Below are 18,021 nucleotides of genomic sequence, written 5' to 3'. Positions count from 1 at the left end.
CACGGTGCTAATTTCAGGCTCGGCGTATGCAGCTGGTAATGGTTACGCTGTCGGCACAAATTCAACGGCGAATGGGGCAGGTAGTTATGCCACTTCAGAAAATGGTGTTGCTACAGGGCATAATGCCGTTGCCACAGGTGGGGGAATGAGCCGCGAGCAATTTGCTGAACGCCGTAAAGTGGCAGACGAAATTGTACGCCAACTAGGCGAAAAGCAAACTGAAATCAACAAAATTGATGCTCAAATCTCCTCTGTTCAAAGCCATATTGATAATATTGAAGCCAGTATTACCGATATTGACCAACGCCAAGCGAAAATTGTCCCTTTACTTAAGGAATACGCAACTCTTCAAAACCAACGCGATGAGGCTCAAAAGAGATTAGCTGAACAGCAAAACCAATTACAACAAGCGAATGATGCCTATAACCGTTTGCCACAAGATATTATCAGTGGTCGTACTGTTAATTATGATGGAATATTTAAAAAATTAGACTGGAGTAAATTAGATAACGAATCAGGTAAGGGGCGAGATGAATTAGCGGCTGATATTAAAGTTATTATAGAAGAGGCTTTTCCTGAATTTAAAGGGAATTTTACCGCTCCACAATATAGACAATTAATTGATGGCTATGTTGCGAGTAACGCGACAGCAGAACCAACTGCTAAATATTTATCTAGCTTTATAAATGACAATATATATGGAACTAGCGCTGATTCATATACATTTAATGCAGATCTATTTAGAACGATTTTCTCCACGGAAGATGATTTAAAAACCCCGAATAAATTGCCAGGATTTGGTCTTTCTAATTTTAATGATTTAAGTTCGTTTCGTTCGTATGTTGTTAACCGAGAAGCGATTGAAGATTATAGGTCGAGACTTTATTTCTATCTTTCAGCTAAAAAGGAAAATTCAAATGCCCGTCTTTTATTGAATACTTATGGTATATATAGCTATTATTATGGAAACATGATAAAGATGCCACCATTAAAAGGAAATAAAACGATTGATTTACAATCTATATCAGATGATGGGGATAGTTATCGACGGAGTGTTTTGAACAATGGCTCTCAAGGCTATGTTGATGACTTTAAGAAGATTAATAAAATGCTAAAAGACATCGTTGAGCATATTGATTATACTAAAAATGACAGTTGGTGGTTTGATTTAACTGACTATAAATCAAGTCTAGATAGAATTATAAAATTTAATGATACTGTTGAAGAGTGGTTAGAGTTAGATAAAAAATTACAACTAGAGCTTTCCAAACCTTTGGATGAGCAAGATAAAACAGAAATAGACAAAATAAGTCAAGAAGTAATAAAAAAGAAAGATTTTATCGATAGAGAGAAAGATAAGCCTGAAAGTAATTTTAATACATATACTCCAACATATAAAAATGATGTTATTGAAAAGGAATTCAGCCAAGTTAAACCAATAGTAGAAGAGCTGTATAATCAAACCAGAGAGCGTATTCACACTTACAATCAAAATAATGAGGTAGTTAAAGCCACTAGCGAAAAAGTGAAGCAATTATATGATGCACTCTCAAACGCTAAAGGTTCGATAGATAGCACAGAACAAGATATCAGATATATTATTGATGATATTTCTCGTTTAGGCTTAACGCCCGATGATGAAGCTTTAGCAGAACGCAAACAACAGCAAGAGCAACTGTTAAATCAGCGTAAGGCTGAACTGGAAAAACAAAACCAAGATCTTGTTGCTAAACAAGCGGAATTAGCACAATTAAATCGACAGTTAGCGAATTCATCAATTAAAAATATCGGTAAAAATTCGCTCGCAGAAGGCGAAAGTGCGTTTGCCTCAGGCGAAAACGCTATTGCCTACGGAGCAAATACCTTAGCCACAGCTGAAAACGCAATAGCATTCGGCAGCAATGCAATCGCTACAGGCAAAAACGCTGTTGCATTAGGTGCAGGTTCGTTAGCGGTTAGCGAAAACGAGGTTTCAGTTGGGGTGGGTAAAAATAATTTAGGTAAAACTGAATTTACCCGAAAAATTACCAATGTTACCGCAGGTGAGGCAGATACAGATGTGGTAAATATTTCACAACTTAAGTATGTGATAGGTGCCGTTGCTAAAGTTGCAAATCAGGTACAAGCAGTGGATGCAAAAATTGACACTGAAGTAGGTAAAGTAAATACTCAACTGAAGGAAGTGATAGGCGCAGTTGTTGAAGTTGACAATAAAGTAAGTAGCCGAATTAACGGCATTGATCAAAAGATAGATAAGGAAATCCTGAAAGTTGCTAATGTGTTAGGTGCAACGCTAGCCGCAGATGGTTCAGTAGAGGTAAAATACGACTATTACGAACAAGGCGAGAAGAAGACGACGAATAATGTGAAAACGGCGTTAAATGCAGCAGCTCAAAATACGAAGTATATTTCTGTAAATAGCACAGGCAATAGTGCGAAGGCAGAGGGTGCGGAGAGTGTTGCAATCGGTGCTAATAGTGTCGCGAAAGGCAGCAATAGCGTTGCAGTAGGCACTGGTTCGGTGGCGATGAGCGACAATGAATTTTCTGTTGGTAATGCCAATGCCGCACGCCGAATCACCAATGTGGCAGAGGGGGTATCGGAGACCGATGCGGTTAATATGGGGCAATTCACCCGAGGGATGAATGCGTTAGGCGGGCAAGTGAATCAGTTAGAGAACAAGATAGCCCGCACAGAAAAGCGGATGAGTTCAGGGATTGCTGGGGCGTATGCGGCGGCAAGTTTAATCAATGCACCGGGTGCAGGAGACAGTATGCTATCGGTCGGTACAGGCACCTTTAATGGTGCAACGGCAGTGGCATTGGGGTATTCAAAGGTGTCAAATAATGGCAAAGTTTCGCTGAAATTGATAGGCTCAGCGAGCAATAAAGGCGATGTAGGCGGGGGGGCATCAATTGGATTTAAATTCTAATTGATGTGCAAAAAGTCTGCATAGTAGATCGCTTGTAAGCAATCAAAAGAGCGCTTACAAGCGTGGTTTTTTTGAATGAAATATTCAAGAAGCGTTAAAAAGTAAAAATGCACAAGCGGTCATATTTTGTAAAAATTTTGCAAAATATGACCGCTTGTTTATTATTTCTATTGCCTATAATGTAGATTGTTACGAGCAAAACTTAACTAAATTGCTCTTTTAGGCTAATATTTGGCTACATTTATTTTGCATTTGGATTCACTATGGAACAATACTATTCACCACTTACTCGAATTATCGGCTCGCTGTTTTTTTACCCGCCTAATGAGCCTCAAAATAAACCGCTTATTGCTCTGTTTCAAACGGGGGCTTGGCAAGCAGACTGTCACTTTCTCAGTGAAAACAAGCGGTCTGAAATTCAGCAAAATTTGCAAAAGGTGGCGGATGAGCAGATTGAGGCTGACTATCAAGCCTTATTTATCGGGCCGAATAATTTGCCAGCTCCGCCGTGGGGATCGGTCTATTTGGATAAAGAGAGCGTTGTGTTTGGCGAGAGTTTGCTAGCGTTGCGAGCTTTTTTGCAACATAGTGGCATTGATTTTTCTTTAAATCAAAATGAGCCAGAAGATCATATCGGCTTAATGTTAATGCTCACCGCTTATTTGCTTGATGAAAATCAGCATTTGCTCAAACCATTTTTGGCAGAGCATTTTCTGCCTTGGGCATATCGCTTTTTTGAGTTATTTAATGCTACATCAACCCCGTTTTATCAAGGCTTGGGCATTCTTGCTGAAGCGTTATTGCTTGATTTGCAAAAAAATTTGGAAATTCAACCGCTTGCTCTGCAACTTTATCGTTAATTGAGCTTCACTTGGCAACAAAGCCAAAGAAAATGTTGCTGTGTGGTTAAAACGCTAAGCAACTTGCCTGCACAATAGTCTAAACCTTTTGCGGTTTAGTCCAACCTTTTGGGGAAATTGACGTTGATCAATAACCCCTTGCCGATGAAACGGTATAGTTTTCCTGTTTTTATTGATCTTTTGTGGGGGAAACTATGCAGAATAAATCTGAAACACCTCTGTGTCTGGATAGACGTGCCTTTTTAAAAGGCTCCGCTGCGGTGGGCGGTGTTGCATTAGCAGCAAGCGGTGTACAAATTCCGATTGCTAAAGCTAAAGCAGAAATCAAGCCAGTTGCTAATTTAGGTGAAGAAAAATTGGTTTGGAGTGCTTGTACGGTTAATTGTCACAGTCGTTGCCCGTTGCGTATGCACGTTCAAGATGGCGTGATTAAATATGTGGAAACCGATAATTTAGGCTCGGATGTTTATGGCGATTTCCATCAAGTGCGAGCCTGTGCAAGGGGGCGTTCTATGCGTCGCCGTGTGTATAATCCAGATCGTTTGAAATATCCGATGAAGCGGGTAGGCAAGCGTGGCGAAGGTAAATTTAAACGCATTTCGTGGGATGAGGCTTTTGAAGAGATTGCTTCCAATTTAAAACGCATTATTGCCCAATATGGTAATGAGGCGTTATATCTACCTTTTGCAACGGGTACACTCGGTGCAACCGTTGCGGCGAGTTATCCGCCACCTCGTAGTATTTCTAGTCGTTTTATGAATAGTATTGGTGGCTGCCTCGGACACCACGGCACTTACAGCTATTCGCAAATTTTTGAAGCCATTCCGTATATGTACGGCAGTAATGCAGGTAATAGCCCAACCGATATCGAAAACGCTAAATTGGTTGTTTATTTTGGTAACAACCCTGCGGAAACTCGTATGAGTGGAGGAGGAGTGACTTATCTTTATCAGCAAGCTCAAGAGCGTTCGCAAGCTAAAACCATTATGATTGATCCTCGTTATAATGACACTATTGCAGGGCGTGGGGAGTGGGTGCCTATTCGTCCTGGTACGGATGCAGCATTAATCGAGGGAATGGCGTTTGTTATGATTACCGAAAATTTGGTCGATCAGGCATTCCTAGATACCTATTGTATTGGCTATGATGAGAAAAGCTTACCCGAATCAGCCCCTAAAAATGGGCATTACAAAGCCTATATTTTAGGCGAGGGTGATGATAAAACCGCTAAAACGCCAGAATGGGCAGAAAAAATTACGGGTATTCCACAAGCTCGTATTATTGAGCTTGCTCGTGAAATTGCTACGACTAAACCAGCCTATATCTGTCAAGGTTGGGGGCCGCAACGCCACGCAAATGGCGAACAAGCCGCTCGTGCGATTGCAATGTTAGCGTGTTTAACGGGGAATGTAGGAATTAGTGGCGGTAACAGTGGTTCTCGTGAAGGATTCTATACCATACCTTTTGTGCGTATGCCTGTGCATAAAAATCCGATTAATGCGAAAATCCCCATCTTTATGTGGACAGATGCGGTCACTCGTGGTGAGGAAATGACTGCCCTCAAAGACGGTTTAAAAGGTGCTGAAAAGCTCAATCAAAACATTAAATTTATTATGAACTATGCAGGAAACTGCATTATTAATCAACATTCCGACATCAATCGCACCCACGAAATTTTGCAGGATGAAAGCAAATTAGAAATGTTGGTCGTGATTGATAACCATATGACTTCTACCGCTAAATATGCAGATATTCTTCTGCCAGATTGTACTACATCGGAGCAACCTGATTTCTGTATGGACGGTTCGGCAGGTAATATGGGTTATGTAATTTTTGCCGACAAAGCGATTGAGCCACAATTTGAGTGTAAACCAGTCTATGAGATTTACTCAGGCATTGCGGAAAAAATGGGGGTGAAAGAGATATTCACTGAAGGTCGAACTCAAGAAGAGTGGCTGCGTCACCTTTATGCTCAAACCCAAGAGAAAAATCCGTTTTTTAAAGACATTACCTTTGAAGCATTCCGTGAGCGTGGAATTATCAAGCAGAAAGATCCGAGCGGGCATCTGGTTGCGTTTAAGAAATTCCGTGAAGATCCGATCAATAATCCGCTGACGACACCATCGGGCAAAATTGAGATTTATTCTGAACGATTAGCGAAAATTGCCGCAACATGGGAGTTACCAGAGGGCGATGTAATTAGTCCATTACCGATTTATACTCGCCAATTTGAAGGGTGGGACGATCCTAAACGTGAACAATTTCCACTGCAATTAGTTGGCTTCCATTATAAATCACGCGTTCACTCTACTTATGGCAATGTAGATGTATTACAACAGGCGTCTTTACAATCGGTTTGGATTAACCCGATTGATGCACAAAAACGGGGTATTAAAAATGGAGACACTGTGCGGATATTTAATGATCGCGGTGAAACTCGTGTTATGGCAAATGTTACACCAAGAATTATGCCTGGCGTAACGGCAATGGGAGAAGGTGCTTGGTATATGCCAGATGGTAATCGTGTAGATCACAATGGTAGTTTTAACGTGTTAACTACGCAAAGACCATCGCCATTATCAAAAGGTAATCCGCAGCATACCAATTTAGTTCAAATTGAACGAGTTTCAGGATAAGGAGGAGAGAAATGAGTAAAAAACAGTATGGTTTTTATATTGATTCTCAGCGTTGCACGGGTTGCAAAACGTGCGAATTAGCCTGTAAAGACTACAAAGATTTAAGCCCTGATGTGAGTTTCCGCCGTATTTATGAATTTTGTGGCGGAGATTGGAAAGCAGAAGGTGATGCGTGGACACAAGATGTGTTTTCCTACTATCTTTCAATCTCTTGTAATCATTGTGATAACCCTGCTTGTGCGAGTGTTTGCCCAAGTGGTGCAATGCACAAACGTGAAGATGGCTTTGTAGTGGTAAACCAAGATGTTTGTATTGGTTGCCAATATTGCTCAATGGCTTGTCCATACGGTGCACCGCAATTTAACCAACGCACAGGCCGAATGACGAAATGCGATGGTTGCTTTGAGCGTGTAGAACAAGGTTTAAAACCGATGTGTGTGGAATCTTGCCCATTACGTGCATTGGATTTATTGCCAATCGATGAGTTGCGTGAGAAATATGGCGACATCAAAGATGTTGCCCCATTGCCACCATCTAGCTATACCAATCCAAATATAGCCTTACGTTTAAACAGTAATGCTAAACCGACAGATTTTGATGGCGGTTTCTTAGCTAATCCGAAGGAGGTTTAAAATGGGTGCAGGATTACACGAATTACCCCTTGTTTTCTTTACCGTCTTTGCTCAAGCGGTAGTTGGTGCATTTATTGGACTATGTGTGGTGCTACTTACCCCGCAAGGAAAGGCGAGTGCAGATCGTTTACACTACGCAATGACGGTGTTATGGGTGTTAATGGCACTTGGCTTTGTAGCTTCTACCACCCATCTTGGCTCGCCTGAGCGTGCCTTTAATGCGTTAAACCGTGTTGGGGCATCAGATTTGAGTAATGAAATTTTCACTGGTTCAATATTCTTTGCCTTAGGCAGTGCTTATTGGGTGGTGGCAACGTCTGGTTTTTTGCAAAAAAATGGCAAAAAATTACCGCTTGCTAGTGCTTTGGCTCACTTTATCGTGCCGATTACTAATAAATTGCCACAAGGCTGGGCTGGGTTTGGGCGAGTTATCGTTGCACTTAGCGGTGTGATTTTTATATGGGCAATGGCTCGCCTTTACTTAATTCCAACTGTACCAACGTGGAATACCCTTTTTACCCCACTTTCATTCGGTTTAACAGCTCTTTTAGCGGGTTCAGCATTAACAGTTACTTTGTTACAACTGGCAAAAGTAGAAAGGGGGCAGAAAGGCTTTGCGATCTTGGCTGCTGTGTTTGCTGCGGTGGCGTTAGTGGTCTCTTTCTTTCATTATCAACATCTGGCCCAAACTAAAACAGCTATTTTTAGTGCATTAGAACTTATACCAAGCTATGCCACTTATAGCGTAATCCGCTTCATTTTGATTGTAGTTGGGTTAGGATTATTGTTTGTGAGCGTAAAAAAACAGCTGGTCGCATTGAGTAGCCTTGGTTTGGTATTGGTTATCGCTGGTGAATTGATTGCCAGAACATTGTTTTACGGCACACATATGACGGTAGGTTTAAAGGCCTTAGGCGGCTGATACTGGGTTGAAAATAGACAAATCCGCTGTGTTATCAGCGGATTTTTTATACTTTACGGAATTGGCTTGGTGAGCTGTTCTTGTAGGTTTTAAACAACTTACTGAAATGAGCTTCAGACTGGTAGCCTACGGCTAGAGCAATTTGTTGAATGGAAAGCTCGCTATGTTGCAGCAGTATTTCCGCTTTTTGTAATCGAAGTTCGGTCAGAAATTGCCCTGCTGAAATGCCACATTTCTCTTTGAATGTCCGAATAAAATTGGAGCGAGACATTGCACAGCGTTCAGCCAAGACGTCCATTGACCAAGCTGCTTCAGGCTGATTGAGCATTGCCTGCACGGCATTTTGTAATCGTTTATCTTGCAGTAGGCTCAATGTGCCACTTTTCAGCTCGTAATGATTCATATAATCTCGAACAAGATAGGTAAAAAGCACACTAGCAAGCGCATTGATGACGGATTTATTACCCAGCTGGCTTTCGCTTTCTTTTTGCAACAGTGACAGTAACGCTAAAATGGAAGCATTATCTGAAGATAAGTGCCATTTCGGCAACTCAAACAACGGGGTATTTGAGGAGTTTCTATAATGAAAGGTGCCACAAAACATTTCAAAATCACTTTCTTGCTGATTATGGCAGAGCATAAATGGCCCGATTGGCTCTTGTTTAATCGGGATCAGCTGACTGTCTGATACCGATAAGAGTGTCGGACAGCTTGCTAGCTCGTGCTGAGTGCCATAAGGCAAAAATACAACATCGCCCACTTTCAAATGGTGGCATTCATTTTCGAATTTTACGCAACATTGCCCTCGGGAAATAATATGAAATACCCCGATTGGTTGCTCGGTTTGCGGATTTTTAATTTGCCAATCACCTTGAAAGCGACAAATTACTTGGATCTCACCTTCAATTTGGTGGAGTTTGATAAGATTATCTAAATAGTCCATATCATCATTCGTATTATTTATATTCAAAAATCACTCTTGGTGTGAGTTTGGTAATTAACTCGTAGCTAATTACGCCGATGTGTTTTGCTACTTCTTCAATCAGTAATTTTTCTCCCCAAAAAATGGCGTTATCGCCCACTTTATCTTGGCTGTTTTGTCCTAAATCGACAGTCAGCATATCCATTGAAACACGTCCCACAATCGGCACAAGTCTGCCGTTAATTAACACAGGTGTGCCTTCAGGCGCATTACGAGGATAGCCATCGCCATAGCCCATTGCGATCACGCCAAGTTTAGTGTCTTTAGGGCTAATCCACGCTCCGCCGTAGCCAACAGGTTCACCCGCTTTGTGGGTACGAACGGCAATAAGTGAGGATGAGAGCGTCATTACGGGTTGAAAGCCTAAATCGGTAATTGGAGTATAATGTGGAGAAATACCGTGCATAATAATGCCCGGGCGAACCCAGTCATAATGGGCTTGTTTCCAATAAAGAATACCGCTTGAGGCAGAAATGCTGCGGTCGTGTTGGGAATATTTTTCGGTGGCTTGTTCAAAAACGTCAATTTGCTTTTCGGTATAGCGACAATCTAATTCATCTGCACGGCTAAAATGGCTAACAAAGCTGATGGAATTAACCAGCGAGCAATTTTTCAACCGTTCTACAAACAGATCCACCTGCTCGGGGTGAATACCCAAACGGTGCATACCAGTATCAATTTTTAGCCAGATATGAATGGGAAAGTATATTTTTGTCTTACGTGTCCAAAAGCCTTTTTTTTGCTCTTCATTCCACTCGTTTGCGACTTTTTCTAGCAGCTCAAGTTGCTCAATGTTATGAATGACAGCATCAAATTTGCGAGAAAGAGCTTTGAGTAGCTCTTCACGGTCAAAAAAACCCTCTATCAACACAATTTTGCCCGTGTAGCCAGTTTCTTGAATTTCTAAAGCCTCACGCAAGCGAGCAACACCGAAACCATCCACCATATCCGCTAAAGTGCTGGCAGCAGGTAACAACCCTTGCCCATACGCATTTGCTTTAATCATCGCCAATAATTTTTGATTGGGTGCAAATGATTTAATGAGCTGGATATTATGCCTGAGTGCCTGGCTATCAATAGTTGCTGTTGCTGGTTTCATATTTTTCTGAACAATAAAATAATAAGAACGCTAAATTATACGCCCAAAATGAAAAATCCCTTAGCAAATAATGCAAAAAAGATTAGTATTATTGTAAGAAGAATTCTAATAGGACGATGGTTCAATTATGCTGAATTTATTACTTGAATTAAAAAAAGAGAAGATTATTTCTGATTTAAACTACCAATTTGCTTGTTTTATTGAGAGTAAACAAAAACAATATAATTATTCAGAGAAGCAGAGAGAGCTTGCACTATTGTTGGCGGCATTGATCTCATATCAAGTTGGTCTAGGGCATACAGCATTGCGATTAAATTCTCTCACGCTTTCAACACTGTTTGAACTCAACGCAAAGCCTCAATACCACCTTTTGCTTGAGAAAATTTTGCAAAAAATTGGAAAAATTTCACCGCTTGAATGGCAATGTACCTTGAAGGATCATATTGCTTTTAGCGATTCGCCTGAAAAAATTGCTCCTATGCTCTTCCAAAATGGATTGCTTTATTTTTATCGTTATTGGCAGGCAGAACACCAAGTTGCGGTTTATCTACAACAAGCGGTCAACTTTTCTGAAAAATTACCCAATACAGTATTAAATAATAAAATCATTCAACAGTTATTTGACAATCACACCAGCCCACAACAAGACATTGATTGGCAAAAAGTGGCTATTGCAACCGCACTTGAAAAGCAGTTCACCCTGATTTCTGGTGGGCCAGGAACAGGTAAAACGACCACAGTTGTAAAATTATTGCTCGGGCATCAGCTCAAACAACTAGAGCAAAATGCCCCTTTTCTACAAATTGCCTTAGCTGCCCCAACAGGAAAAGCCGCATCAAGAATGAAAGAGTCGATTGAGAGTAAGTTAGCAGAAGAAAATAAGCTATCGCCTGCCATAATCAAATCCATTCCAACGGAGGCAATGACGATTCATCGCTTACTTGGTGCCAGACCATTAACAGATAACACAAAATTCAATGCGAAAAACCCTCTGCATTATGATTTGGTGGTACTAGATGAAGCTTCAATGATTGATTTATCTATGATGGCAAAAATTGTACAAGCACTTAAGCCAACTGCTCGTTTGATTATGCTAGGCGACAAAGATCAGCTCGCCTCGGTGGAAGCTGGATCGATTATCGGTGAACTCGGTTCTTTCTTAGAATATGGTTATAGCCAAAAGCATTGCGATTATTTAAACGCCGTTACAGGCTATCAGATAAATGCGGGTAATGCGTTGCCTATTTGTGATTCACTCTCTCATTTAAAACACAGCTACCGATTTGGTGAAAAAATATGGATTGGGGAGTTAGCAAATGCGGTTAATGAGCAAAAAATTAATCGCTCTTGGGATATTTTTAGCGAATATAAAAATAGCGGGAAGTTGGAAAATATTCGCTATCCAGAAACGAAAGAGATGTTAGATAAATCAAACTGGGTAGAGAAAAGTGTAAAAATGATAGTTGATAAAGCGATTGAGCTTTACCGTGATTATTTGCAAGCAGTTAAACAAAGAGAAGCGCAGCCGCAATCAATAAGTATCAAAACGATTTTTGACAAATTTCAAAAAGTGCATTTTCTTTCTGCTTTGCGTGTGAGTGAATTGGGTGTTGAACGATTGAATATTGCAATTGCGGAGGGGCTGCGAAAAGCTGGATTAGTTAAATTTAATCATAGTCGGGATCGCTATATCGGCAAACCGATTATGATTACCGAAAATATGCCATCAAATAAAATGGCTAGTGGCGATATTGGCATTATTCTGCCAGATGAAAATGGAGAGACAAGCGTTTATTTTGATTCACTACAAGCAGACAACCAATATCATCGCTTACCGCTAAGTCGCATTTCAAATTATGAAGCAGCTTATATAATGACAGTGCATAAATCACAAGGATCGGAATTTGAACATACTATTTTAATTTTGCCACTTTCCATATCACCTATCTTAACTAAAGAATTGATTTACACAGCAATTACCCGTGCTAAAGATAAATTTACGCTATTTGGCAATGAAAAAGTATGGAAATACAGTGTTGGTACGAAAACAGAAAGACAAAGTGGACTAAAAGAACAATTAATTAACAGATTTTGATAATAGAATAAGCAAGTTGTAGTAAAAATATGCAAGCGGTGATTTTTTTGAAAATTTTTACAAAAAAGGGGTTGCAAGGCATTTTGTTTTGCGTATAATGCACGGCACACAACGACGCACTGTTGTGAATGATTAGATGTTGATTACGGTGCGTCGTTTTGTTTTGTTCTTTAACAAATTATCAGACAATCTGTGTGGGCACTTGTTGATAGACTTGATTTAAAAAATATTTTAAAACTTGAAGTCTTAATAGGTGCTTATAACTAGAAATTCATTATTTTTGATTTCTTGACTTAAGTTAAGTTTAGAAGTTGAAGTGAACTTTAGCTAAGCAGTTTATTGAGCGATTGAACTTTTAATTGAAGAGTTTGATCATGGCTCAGATTGAACGCTGGCGGCAGGCTTAACACATGCAAGTCGAACGGTAGCAGGTTAGTACTTGTACTAATGCTGACGAGTGGCGGACGGGTGAGTAATGCTTGGGAATCTGGCTTATGGAGGGGGATAACGACTGGAAACGGTCGCTAATACCGCGTAATCTCTAAGGAGGAAAGGGTGGGACTTTCGGGCCACCTGCCATAAGATGAGCCCAAGTGAGATTAGGTAGTTGGTGAGGTAATGGCTCACCAAGCCGTCGATCTCTAGCTGGTCTGAGAGGATGACCAGCCACACTGGAACTGAGACACGGTCCAGACTCCTACGGGAGGCAGCAGTGGGGAATATTGCACAATGGGGGGAACCCTGATGCAGCCATGCCGCGTGAATGAAGAAGGCCTTCGGGTTGTAAAGTTCTTTCGGTCGCGAGGAAGGCGTTGATTTTAATAGAATCGGCGATTGACGTTAACGACAGAAGAAGCACCGGCTAACTCCGTGCCAGCAGCCGCGGTAATACGGGGGGTGCAAGCGTTAATCGGAATAACTGGGCGTAAAGGGCACGCAGGCGGACTTTTAAGTGAGATGTGAAAGCCCCGGGCTTAACCTGGGAATTGCATTTCAGACTGGGGGTCTAGAGTACTTTAGGGAGGGGTAGAATTCCACGTGTAGCGGTGAAATGCGTAGAGATGTGGAGGAATACCGAAGGCGAAGGCAGCCCCTTGGGAATGTACTGACGCTCATGTGCGAAAGCGTGGGGAGCAAACAGGATTAGATACCCTGGTAGTCCACGCTGTAAACGCTGTCGATTTGGGGATTGGGCTTTAAGCTTGGTGCCCGTAGCTAACGTGATAAATCGACCGCCTGGGGAGTACGGCCGCAAGGTTAAAACTCAAATGAATTGACGGGGGCCCGCACAAGCGGTGGAGCATGTGGTTTAATTCGATGCAACGCGAAGAACCTTACCTACTCTTGACATCCAGAGAATCCTGTAGAGATATGGGAGTGCCTTCGGGAGCTCTGAGACAGGTGCTGCATGGCTGTCGTCAGCTCGTGTTGTGAAATGTTGGGTTAAGTCCCGCAACGAGCGCAACCCTTATCCTTTGTTGCCAGCACGTTATGGTGGGAACTCAAAGGAGACTGCCGGTGATAAACCGGAGGAAGGTGGGGATGACGTCAAGTCATCATGGCCCTTACGAGTAGGGCTACACACGTGCTACAATGGCGTATACAGAGGGCGGCGAGCCAGCGATGGTGAGCGAATCTCACAAAGTACGTCTAAGTCCGGATTGGAGTCTGCAACTCGACTCCATGAAGTCGGAATCGCTAGTAATCGCAAATCAGAATGTTGCGGTGAATACGTTCCCGGGCCTTGTACACACCGCCCGTCACACCATGGGAGTGGGTTGTACCAGAAGTAGATAGCTTAACCTTCGGGGGGGCGTTTACCACGGTATGATTCATGACTGGGGTGAAGTCGTAACAAGGTAACCGTAGGGGAACCTGCGGTTGGATCACCTCCTTACCAAAAAAATCAAGTGCGAGGCTAGGCGAGAGTTTAGCGTCGCGACGACAGCAAGTGTTCACACAGATTGTTTGATAGAAAGTAGAATAAACAGAAACATCCTTTTGGGTCTGTAGCTCAGGTGGTTAGAGCGCACCCCTGATAAGGGTGAGGTCGGTGGTTCAAGTCCACTCAGACCCACCACTCAATGACGTGAGTAAGCGAAAGCGAAAGCACAGAATGTGAGTGAAAACTAAAAGGAAGTGGTAAGTCAATGATGTCTGGGGATATAGCTCAGCTGGGAGAGCGCCTGCCTTGCACGCAGGAGGTCAGCGGTTCGATCCCGCTTATCTCCACCAAGCATCGTGAGTCGTCATACCTAAGGTAGCAAGCGGTTGAATTTGAGCAAAGATTTGCAATATTCAATAAAAAAGAGACCGCTTGTTAATTTAGGTATGATGAGAGTCGAAAGACATTATCATCGTTGTTCTTTAAAAATTTAGAAACAAGCTGAAAAACTGAGAGATTTTCGAAAGAAAGTCTGAGTATGTAATAAAATCTTAGCTGAACAAAAGCAGCTAAGTGTTTAGTTTAAAACAGACTTTAAATGTGTTGTTATGTTGTTTTTTCTTTCCTTTGATTGAATTGAAATACAAAAACAAAAACATTTGAGGTTGTATAGTTAAGTGACTAAGCGCACAAGGTGGATGCCTTGGCAATCAGAGGCGATGAAGGACGTGCTAATCTGCGAAAAGCTTGGATGAGTCGATAAGAGGCGTTTAATCCAAGATGTCCGAATGGGGAAACCCAGTAGATGAAGAATCTACTATCACTTGCTGAATACATAGGCAAGTGAAGCAAACCGGGAGAACTGAAACATCTAAGTACCCCGAGGAAAAGAAATCAACCGAGATTTCGTTAGTAGCGGCGAGCGAACGCGAAAGAGCCAGTGAGTAATAGCGGATTTATTAGAGGAATGAGCTGGGAAGCTCAATCATAGAGGGTGATAATCCCGTACTCGAAAATATTTCCGTGGTACTAAGCTCACAACAAGTAGGGCGGGACACGTGATATCCTGTTTGAAGATGGGGGGACCATCCTCCAAGGCTAAATACTCCTGATTGACCGATAGTGAACCAGTACTGTGAAGGAAAGGCGAAAAGAACCCCGGCGAGGGGAGTGAAATAGAACCTGAAACCTTGTGCGTACAAGCAGTGGGAGCAGATTTATTCTGTGACTGCGTACCTTTTGTATAATGGGTCAGCGACTTATATTTTGTAGCAAGGTTAACTGAATAAGGGAGCCGTAGGGAAACCGAGTCTTAACTGGGCGTATAGTTGCAAGGTATAGACCCGAAACCCGGTGATCTAGCCATGGGCAGGTTGAAGGTTGGGTAACACTAACTGGAGGACCGAACCGACTAATGTTGAAAAATTAGCGGATGACTTGTGGCTGGGGGTGAAAGGCCAATCAAACCGGGAGATAGCTGGTTCTCCCCGAAATCTATTTAGGTAGAGCCTTATGTGAATACCTTCGGGGGTAGAGCACTGTTTCGGCTAGGGGTCCATCCCGGATTACCAACCCGATGCAAACTGCGAATACCGAAGAGTAATGCATAGGAGACACACGGTGGGTGCTAACGTTCATCGTGGAGAGGGAAACAACCCAGACCGCCAGCTAAGGTCCCCAAGTACTAGTTAAGTGGGAAACGAAGTGGGAAGGCTTAGACAGCTAGGATGTTGGCTTAGAAGCAGCCATCATTTAAAGAAAGCGTAATAGCTCACTAGTCGAGTCGGCCTGCGCGGAAGATGTAACGGGGCTAAAACTAGTCACCGAAGCTGCGGCATCAATGGAAACATTGTTGGGTAGGGGAGCGTTCTGTAAGCGGAAGAAGGTGAGTCGAGAGGCTTGCTGGACGTATCAGAAGTGCGAATGCTGACATAAGTAACGATAAAACGAGTGAAAAACTCGTTCGCCGGAAGACCAAGGGTTCCTGTCCAACGTTAATCGGGGCAGGGTGAGTCGGCCCCTAAGGCGAGGCTGAAAAGCGTAGTCGATGGGAAACGGGTTAATATTCCCGTACTTGGTGTAATTGCGATGTGGGGACGGAGAAGGTTAGGTTATCAGGGTGTTGGATTACCCTGTTTAAGCAGGTAGTTGGGAAGATTAGGCAAATCCGGTCTTCTATTAACAACGAGAAGTGATGACGAGACTCTACGGAGTTGAAGTAACCGATACCACGCTTCCAGGAAAAGCCACTAAGCGTCAGATTACACTAAACCGTACTATAAACCGACACAGGTGGTCAGGTAGAGAATACTCAGGCGCTTGAGAGAACTCGGGTGAAGGAACTAGGCAAAATAGCACCGTAACTTCGGGAGAAGGTGCGCCGGCGTAGATTGTAATCCCTCGCGGATGAAGGTTGAACCGGTCGAAGATACCAGCTGGCTGCAACTGTTTATTAAAAACACAGCACTCTGCAAACACGAAAGTGGACGTATAGGGTGTGATGCCTGCCCGGTGCTGGAAGGTTAATTGATGGTGTTATCGAAAGAGAAGCTCCTGATCGAAGCCCCAGTAAACGGCGGCCGTAACTATAACGGTCCTAAGGTAGCGAAATTCCTTGTCGGGTAAGTTCCGACCTGCACGAATGGCATAATGATGGCCAGGCTGTCTCCACCCGAGACTCAGTGAAATTGAAATCGCCGTGAAGATGCGGTGTACCCGCGGCTAGACGGAAAGACCCCGTGAACCTTTACTATAGCTTGACACTGAACATTGAATTTTGATGTGTAGGATAGGTGGGAGCCTTTGAAGATGACACGCTAGTGTTGTTGGAGGCGTCCTTGAAATACCACCCTTTAACGTTTGATGTTCTAACGAAGTACTCGGAACGAGTACTCGGACAGTGTCTGGTGGGTAGTTTGACTGGGGCGGTCTCCTCCCAAAGAGTAACGGAGGAGCACGAAGGTTTGCTAATGACGGTCGGACATCGTCAGGTTAGTGCAATGGTAGAAGCAAGCTTAACTGCGAGACAGACAAGTCGAGCAGGTGCGAAAGCAGGTCATAGTGATCCGGTGGTTCTGAATGGAAGGGCCATCGCTCAACGGATAAAAGGTACTCCGGGGATAACAGGCTGATACCGCCCAAGAGTTCATATCGACGGCGGTGTTTGGCACCTCGATGTCGGCTCATCACATCCTGGGGCTGAAGTAGGTCCCAAGGGTATGGCTGTTCGCCATTTAAAGTGGTACGCGAGCTGGGTTTAGAACGTCGTGAGACAGTTCGGTCCCTATCTGCCGTGGGCGTTGGAGAATTGGTTGGGGCTGCTCCTAGTACGAGAGGACCGGAGTGGACGCACCGCTGGTGTTTCGGTTGTGTCGCCAGACGCATTGCCGAGTAGCTACGTGCGGAAGAGATAAGTGCTGAAAGCATCTAAGCACGAAACTTGCCAAGAGATGAGTTCTCCCAGTCTATAAGACTGTAAGGGTTGTTGGAGACTACGACGTAGATAGGCACAATGTGTAAGCGTAGCGATACGTTGAGCTAATGTGTACTAATTGCCCGAGAGGCTTAACTATACAACGCTCAAGTGTTTTTATAGAAAAAATAAGAAAGCACGAAGCGAAGTAACGTAAAGACTAAACAAAAAAGACAGACAAACAAATAAACTCAGAAAATAAATAAACTCAGAATCAACAGCTTGTTTTTAGATTAAAGAACAAAAAATAGAAAAGACAGAAAATCAACAGATTTTCCCGACGACCATAGTGCTGTGGTTCTACCTGACTCCATACCGAACTCAGAAGTAAAACGCAGTGACGCCGATGGTAGTGTGGTGATTCGCCATGTGAGAGTAGGGCATCGTCGGGATTTATTTTAAACGACCTCAAGCTTAGTGATAGGCTTGAGGTTTTTGCTTTTTTTTATTTTTAAAAAGCCAAAAAGCCAAAAAGCGAAAATGGCAAAAAATATCAATAAAATGAC

8 protein-coding genes, 2 tRNA genes and 3 rRNA genes are annotated in these 18,021 nt (G+C 42.8%); 11 read left to right on the top strand and 2 right to left on the bottom strand.

The genetic code is table 11. From position 1 onward, the window contains the following. Positions 1-4: 4 nt before the first annotated feature. The 5 genes from HV560_RS10465 (at position 5) to HV560_RS09720 (ending at position 7,982) form a co-directional block, all read left to right on the top strand. Positions 5-2,932, top strand: a complete 2,928-nt coding sequence (locus HV560_RS10465) for a YadA-like family protein (protein WP_272955344.1) — start codon at positions 5-7, stop codon at positions 2,930-2,932. 263 nt (positions 2,933-3,195) lie between these two features. Continuing rightward, positions 3,196-3,792 (top strand): Tat proofreading chaperone DmsD, encoded by a 597-nt coding sequence (gene dmsD, locus HV560_RS09735; RefSeq protein ID WP_176812753.1) that lies wholly within the window; start codon positions 3,196-3,198, stop codon positions 3,790-3,792. Positions 3,793-3,986: 194 nt separating this feature from the next. Continuing rightward, positions 3,987-6,428, top strand: coding sequence for a DmsA/YnfE/YnfF family dimethyl sulfoxide reductase (locus HV560_RS09730; RefSeq protein ID WP_159630960.1), 2,442 nt, complete (start codon positions 3,987-3,989; stop codon positions 6,426-6,428). An 11-nt stretch (positions 6,429-6,439) separates the two neighbouring features. Further along, positions 6,440-7,060 (top strand): DMSO/selenate family reductase complex B subunit, encoded by a 621-nt coding sequence (locus HV560_RS09725; protein WP_176810263.1) that lies wholly within the window; start codon positions 6,440-6,442, stop codon positions 7,058-7,060. A 1-nt stretch (position 7,061) separates the two neighbouring features. After that, a complete protein-coding gene (locus HV560_RS09720) occupies positions 7,062-7,982 on the top strand; it encodes a DmsC/YnfH family molybdoenzyme membrane anchor subunit (protein WP_176810262.1) in 921 nt (306 codons plus the stop codon). 46 nt (positions 7,983-8,028) lie between these two features. On the opposite strand, the gene HV560_RS09715 is transcribed toward HV560_RS09720, so the two are convergent. Continuing rightward, complete coding sequence (locus tag HV560_RS09715; protein ID WP_238348720.1) at positions 8,029-8,952, bottom strand: helix-turn-helix domain-containing protein; 924 nt, start codon at positions 8,950-8,952, stop codon at positions 8,029-8,031. Continuing rightward, positions 8,939-10,063 (bottom strand): alanine racemase, encoded by a 1,125-nt coding sequence (gene alr, locus HV560_RS09710; protein ID WP_176812752.1) that lies wholly within the window; start codon positions 10,061-10,063, stop codon positions 8,939-8,941. Before alr ends, HV560_RS09715 begins: the two co-directional genes overlap by 14 nt. Before the next feature lie 127 nt (positions 10,064-10,190). Between alr and recD the strand changes: the two genes are divergently transcribed. From recD to rrf, 6 genes are all read left to right on the top strand, one after another. Then, entirely contained in the window at positions 10,191-12,158 is a 1,968-nt protein-coding gene (gene recD / locus HV560_RS09705; RefSeq protein WP_176812751.1) for an exodeoxyribonuclease V subunit alpha, read from the top strand. Between the two features lie 356 nt (positions 12,159-12,514). Beyond that, positions 12,515-14,055, top strand: a 16S ribosomal RNA gene (locus HV560_RS09700). 106 nt (positions 14,056-14,161) lie between these two features. Next, a tRNA-Ile gene (locus HV560_RS09695) sits at positions 14,162-14,238 on the top strand. A 79-nt stretch (positions 14,239-14,317) separates the two neighbouring features. After that, positions 14,318-14,393, top strand: a tRNA-Ala gene (locus HV560_RS09690). Positions 14,394-14,714: 321 nt separating this feature from the next. Further along, positions 14,715-17,615: ribosomal RNA gene (locus tag HV560_RS09685) — 23S ribosomal RNA — on the top strand. A 176-nt stretch (positions 17,616-17,791) separates the two neighbouring features. Beyond that, positions 17,792-17,907 (top strand): 5S ribosomal RNA (gene rrf / locus HV560_RS09680). Together the 16S, 23S and 5S rRNA genes with 2 tRNA genes alongside form the textbook arrangement of a ribosomal RNA operon. The last annotated feature ends 114 nt before the right edge of the window (positions 17,908-18,021 follow it).

Origin of the sequence: Mannheimia pernigra (genome assembly GCF_013377995.1) — a bacterium.
In the GTDB taxonomy this organism is placed as follows: domain Bacteria; phylum Pseudomonadota; class Gammaproteobacteria; order Enterobacterales; family Pasteurellaceae; genus Mannheimia; species Mannheimia pernigra.
The sequence above is the reverse complement of the archived record's forward strand: the minus strand, read 5'-3'. Positions and strand labels throughout refer to the sequence as shown.

Excerpts from the sequence above, each read along its gene's own strand:
- HV560_RS09720 (WP_176810262.1), top strand. The coding sequence starts at position 7,062 with ATGGGTGCAGGATTACACGAATTACCCCTTGTTTTCTTTACCGTCTTT.
- dmsD (WP_176812753.1), top strand. The coding sequence starts at position 3,196 with ATGGAACAATACTATTCACCACTTACTCGAATTATCGGCTCGCTGTTT.
- recD (WP_176812751.1), top strand. The coding sequence starts at position 10,191 with ATGCTGAATTTATTACTTGAATTAAAAAAAGAGAAGATTATTTCTGAT.
- HV560_RS09725 (WP_176810263.1), top strand. The coding sequence starts at position 6,440 with ATGAGTAAAAAACAGTATGGTTTTTATATTGATTCTCAGCGTTGCACG.
- HV560_RS09730 (WP_159630960.1), top strand. The coding sequence starts at position 3,987 with ATGCAGAATAAATCTGAAACACCTCTGTGTCTGGATAGACGTGCCTTT.
- alr (WP_176812752.1), bottom strand. The coding sequence starts at position 10,063 with ATGAAACCAGCAACAGCAACTATTGATAGCCAGGCACTCAGGCATAAT.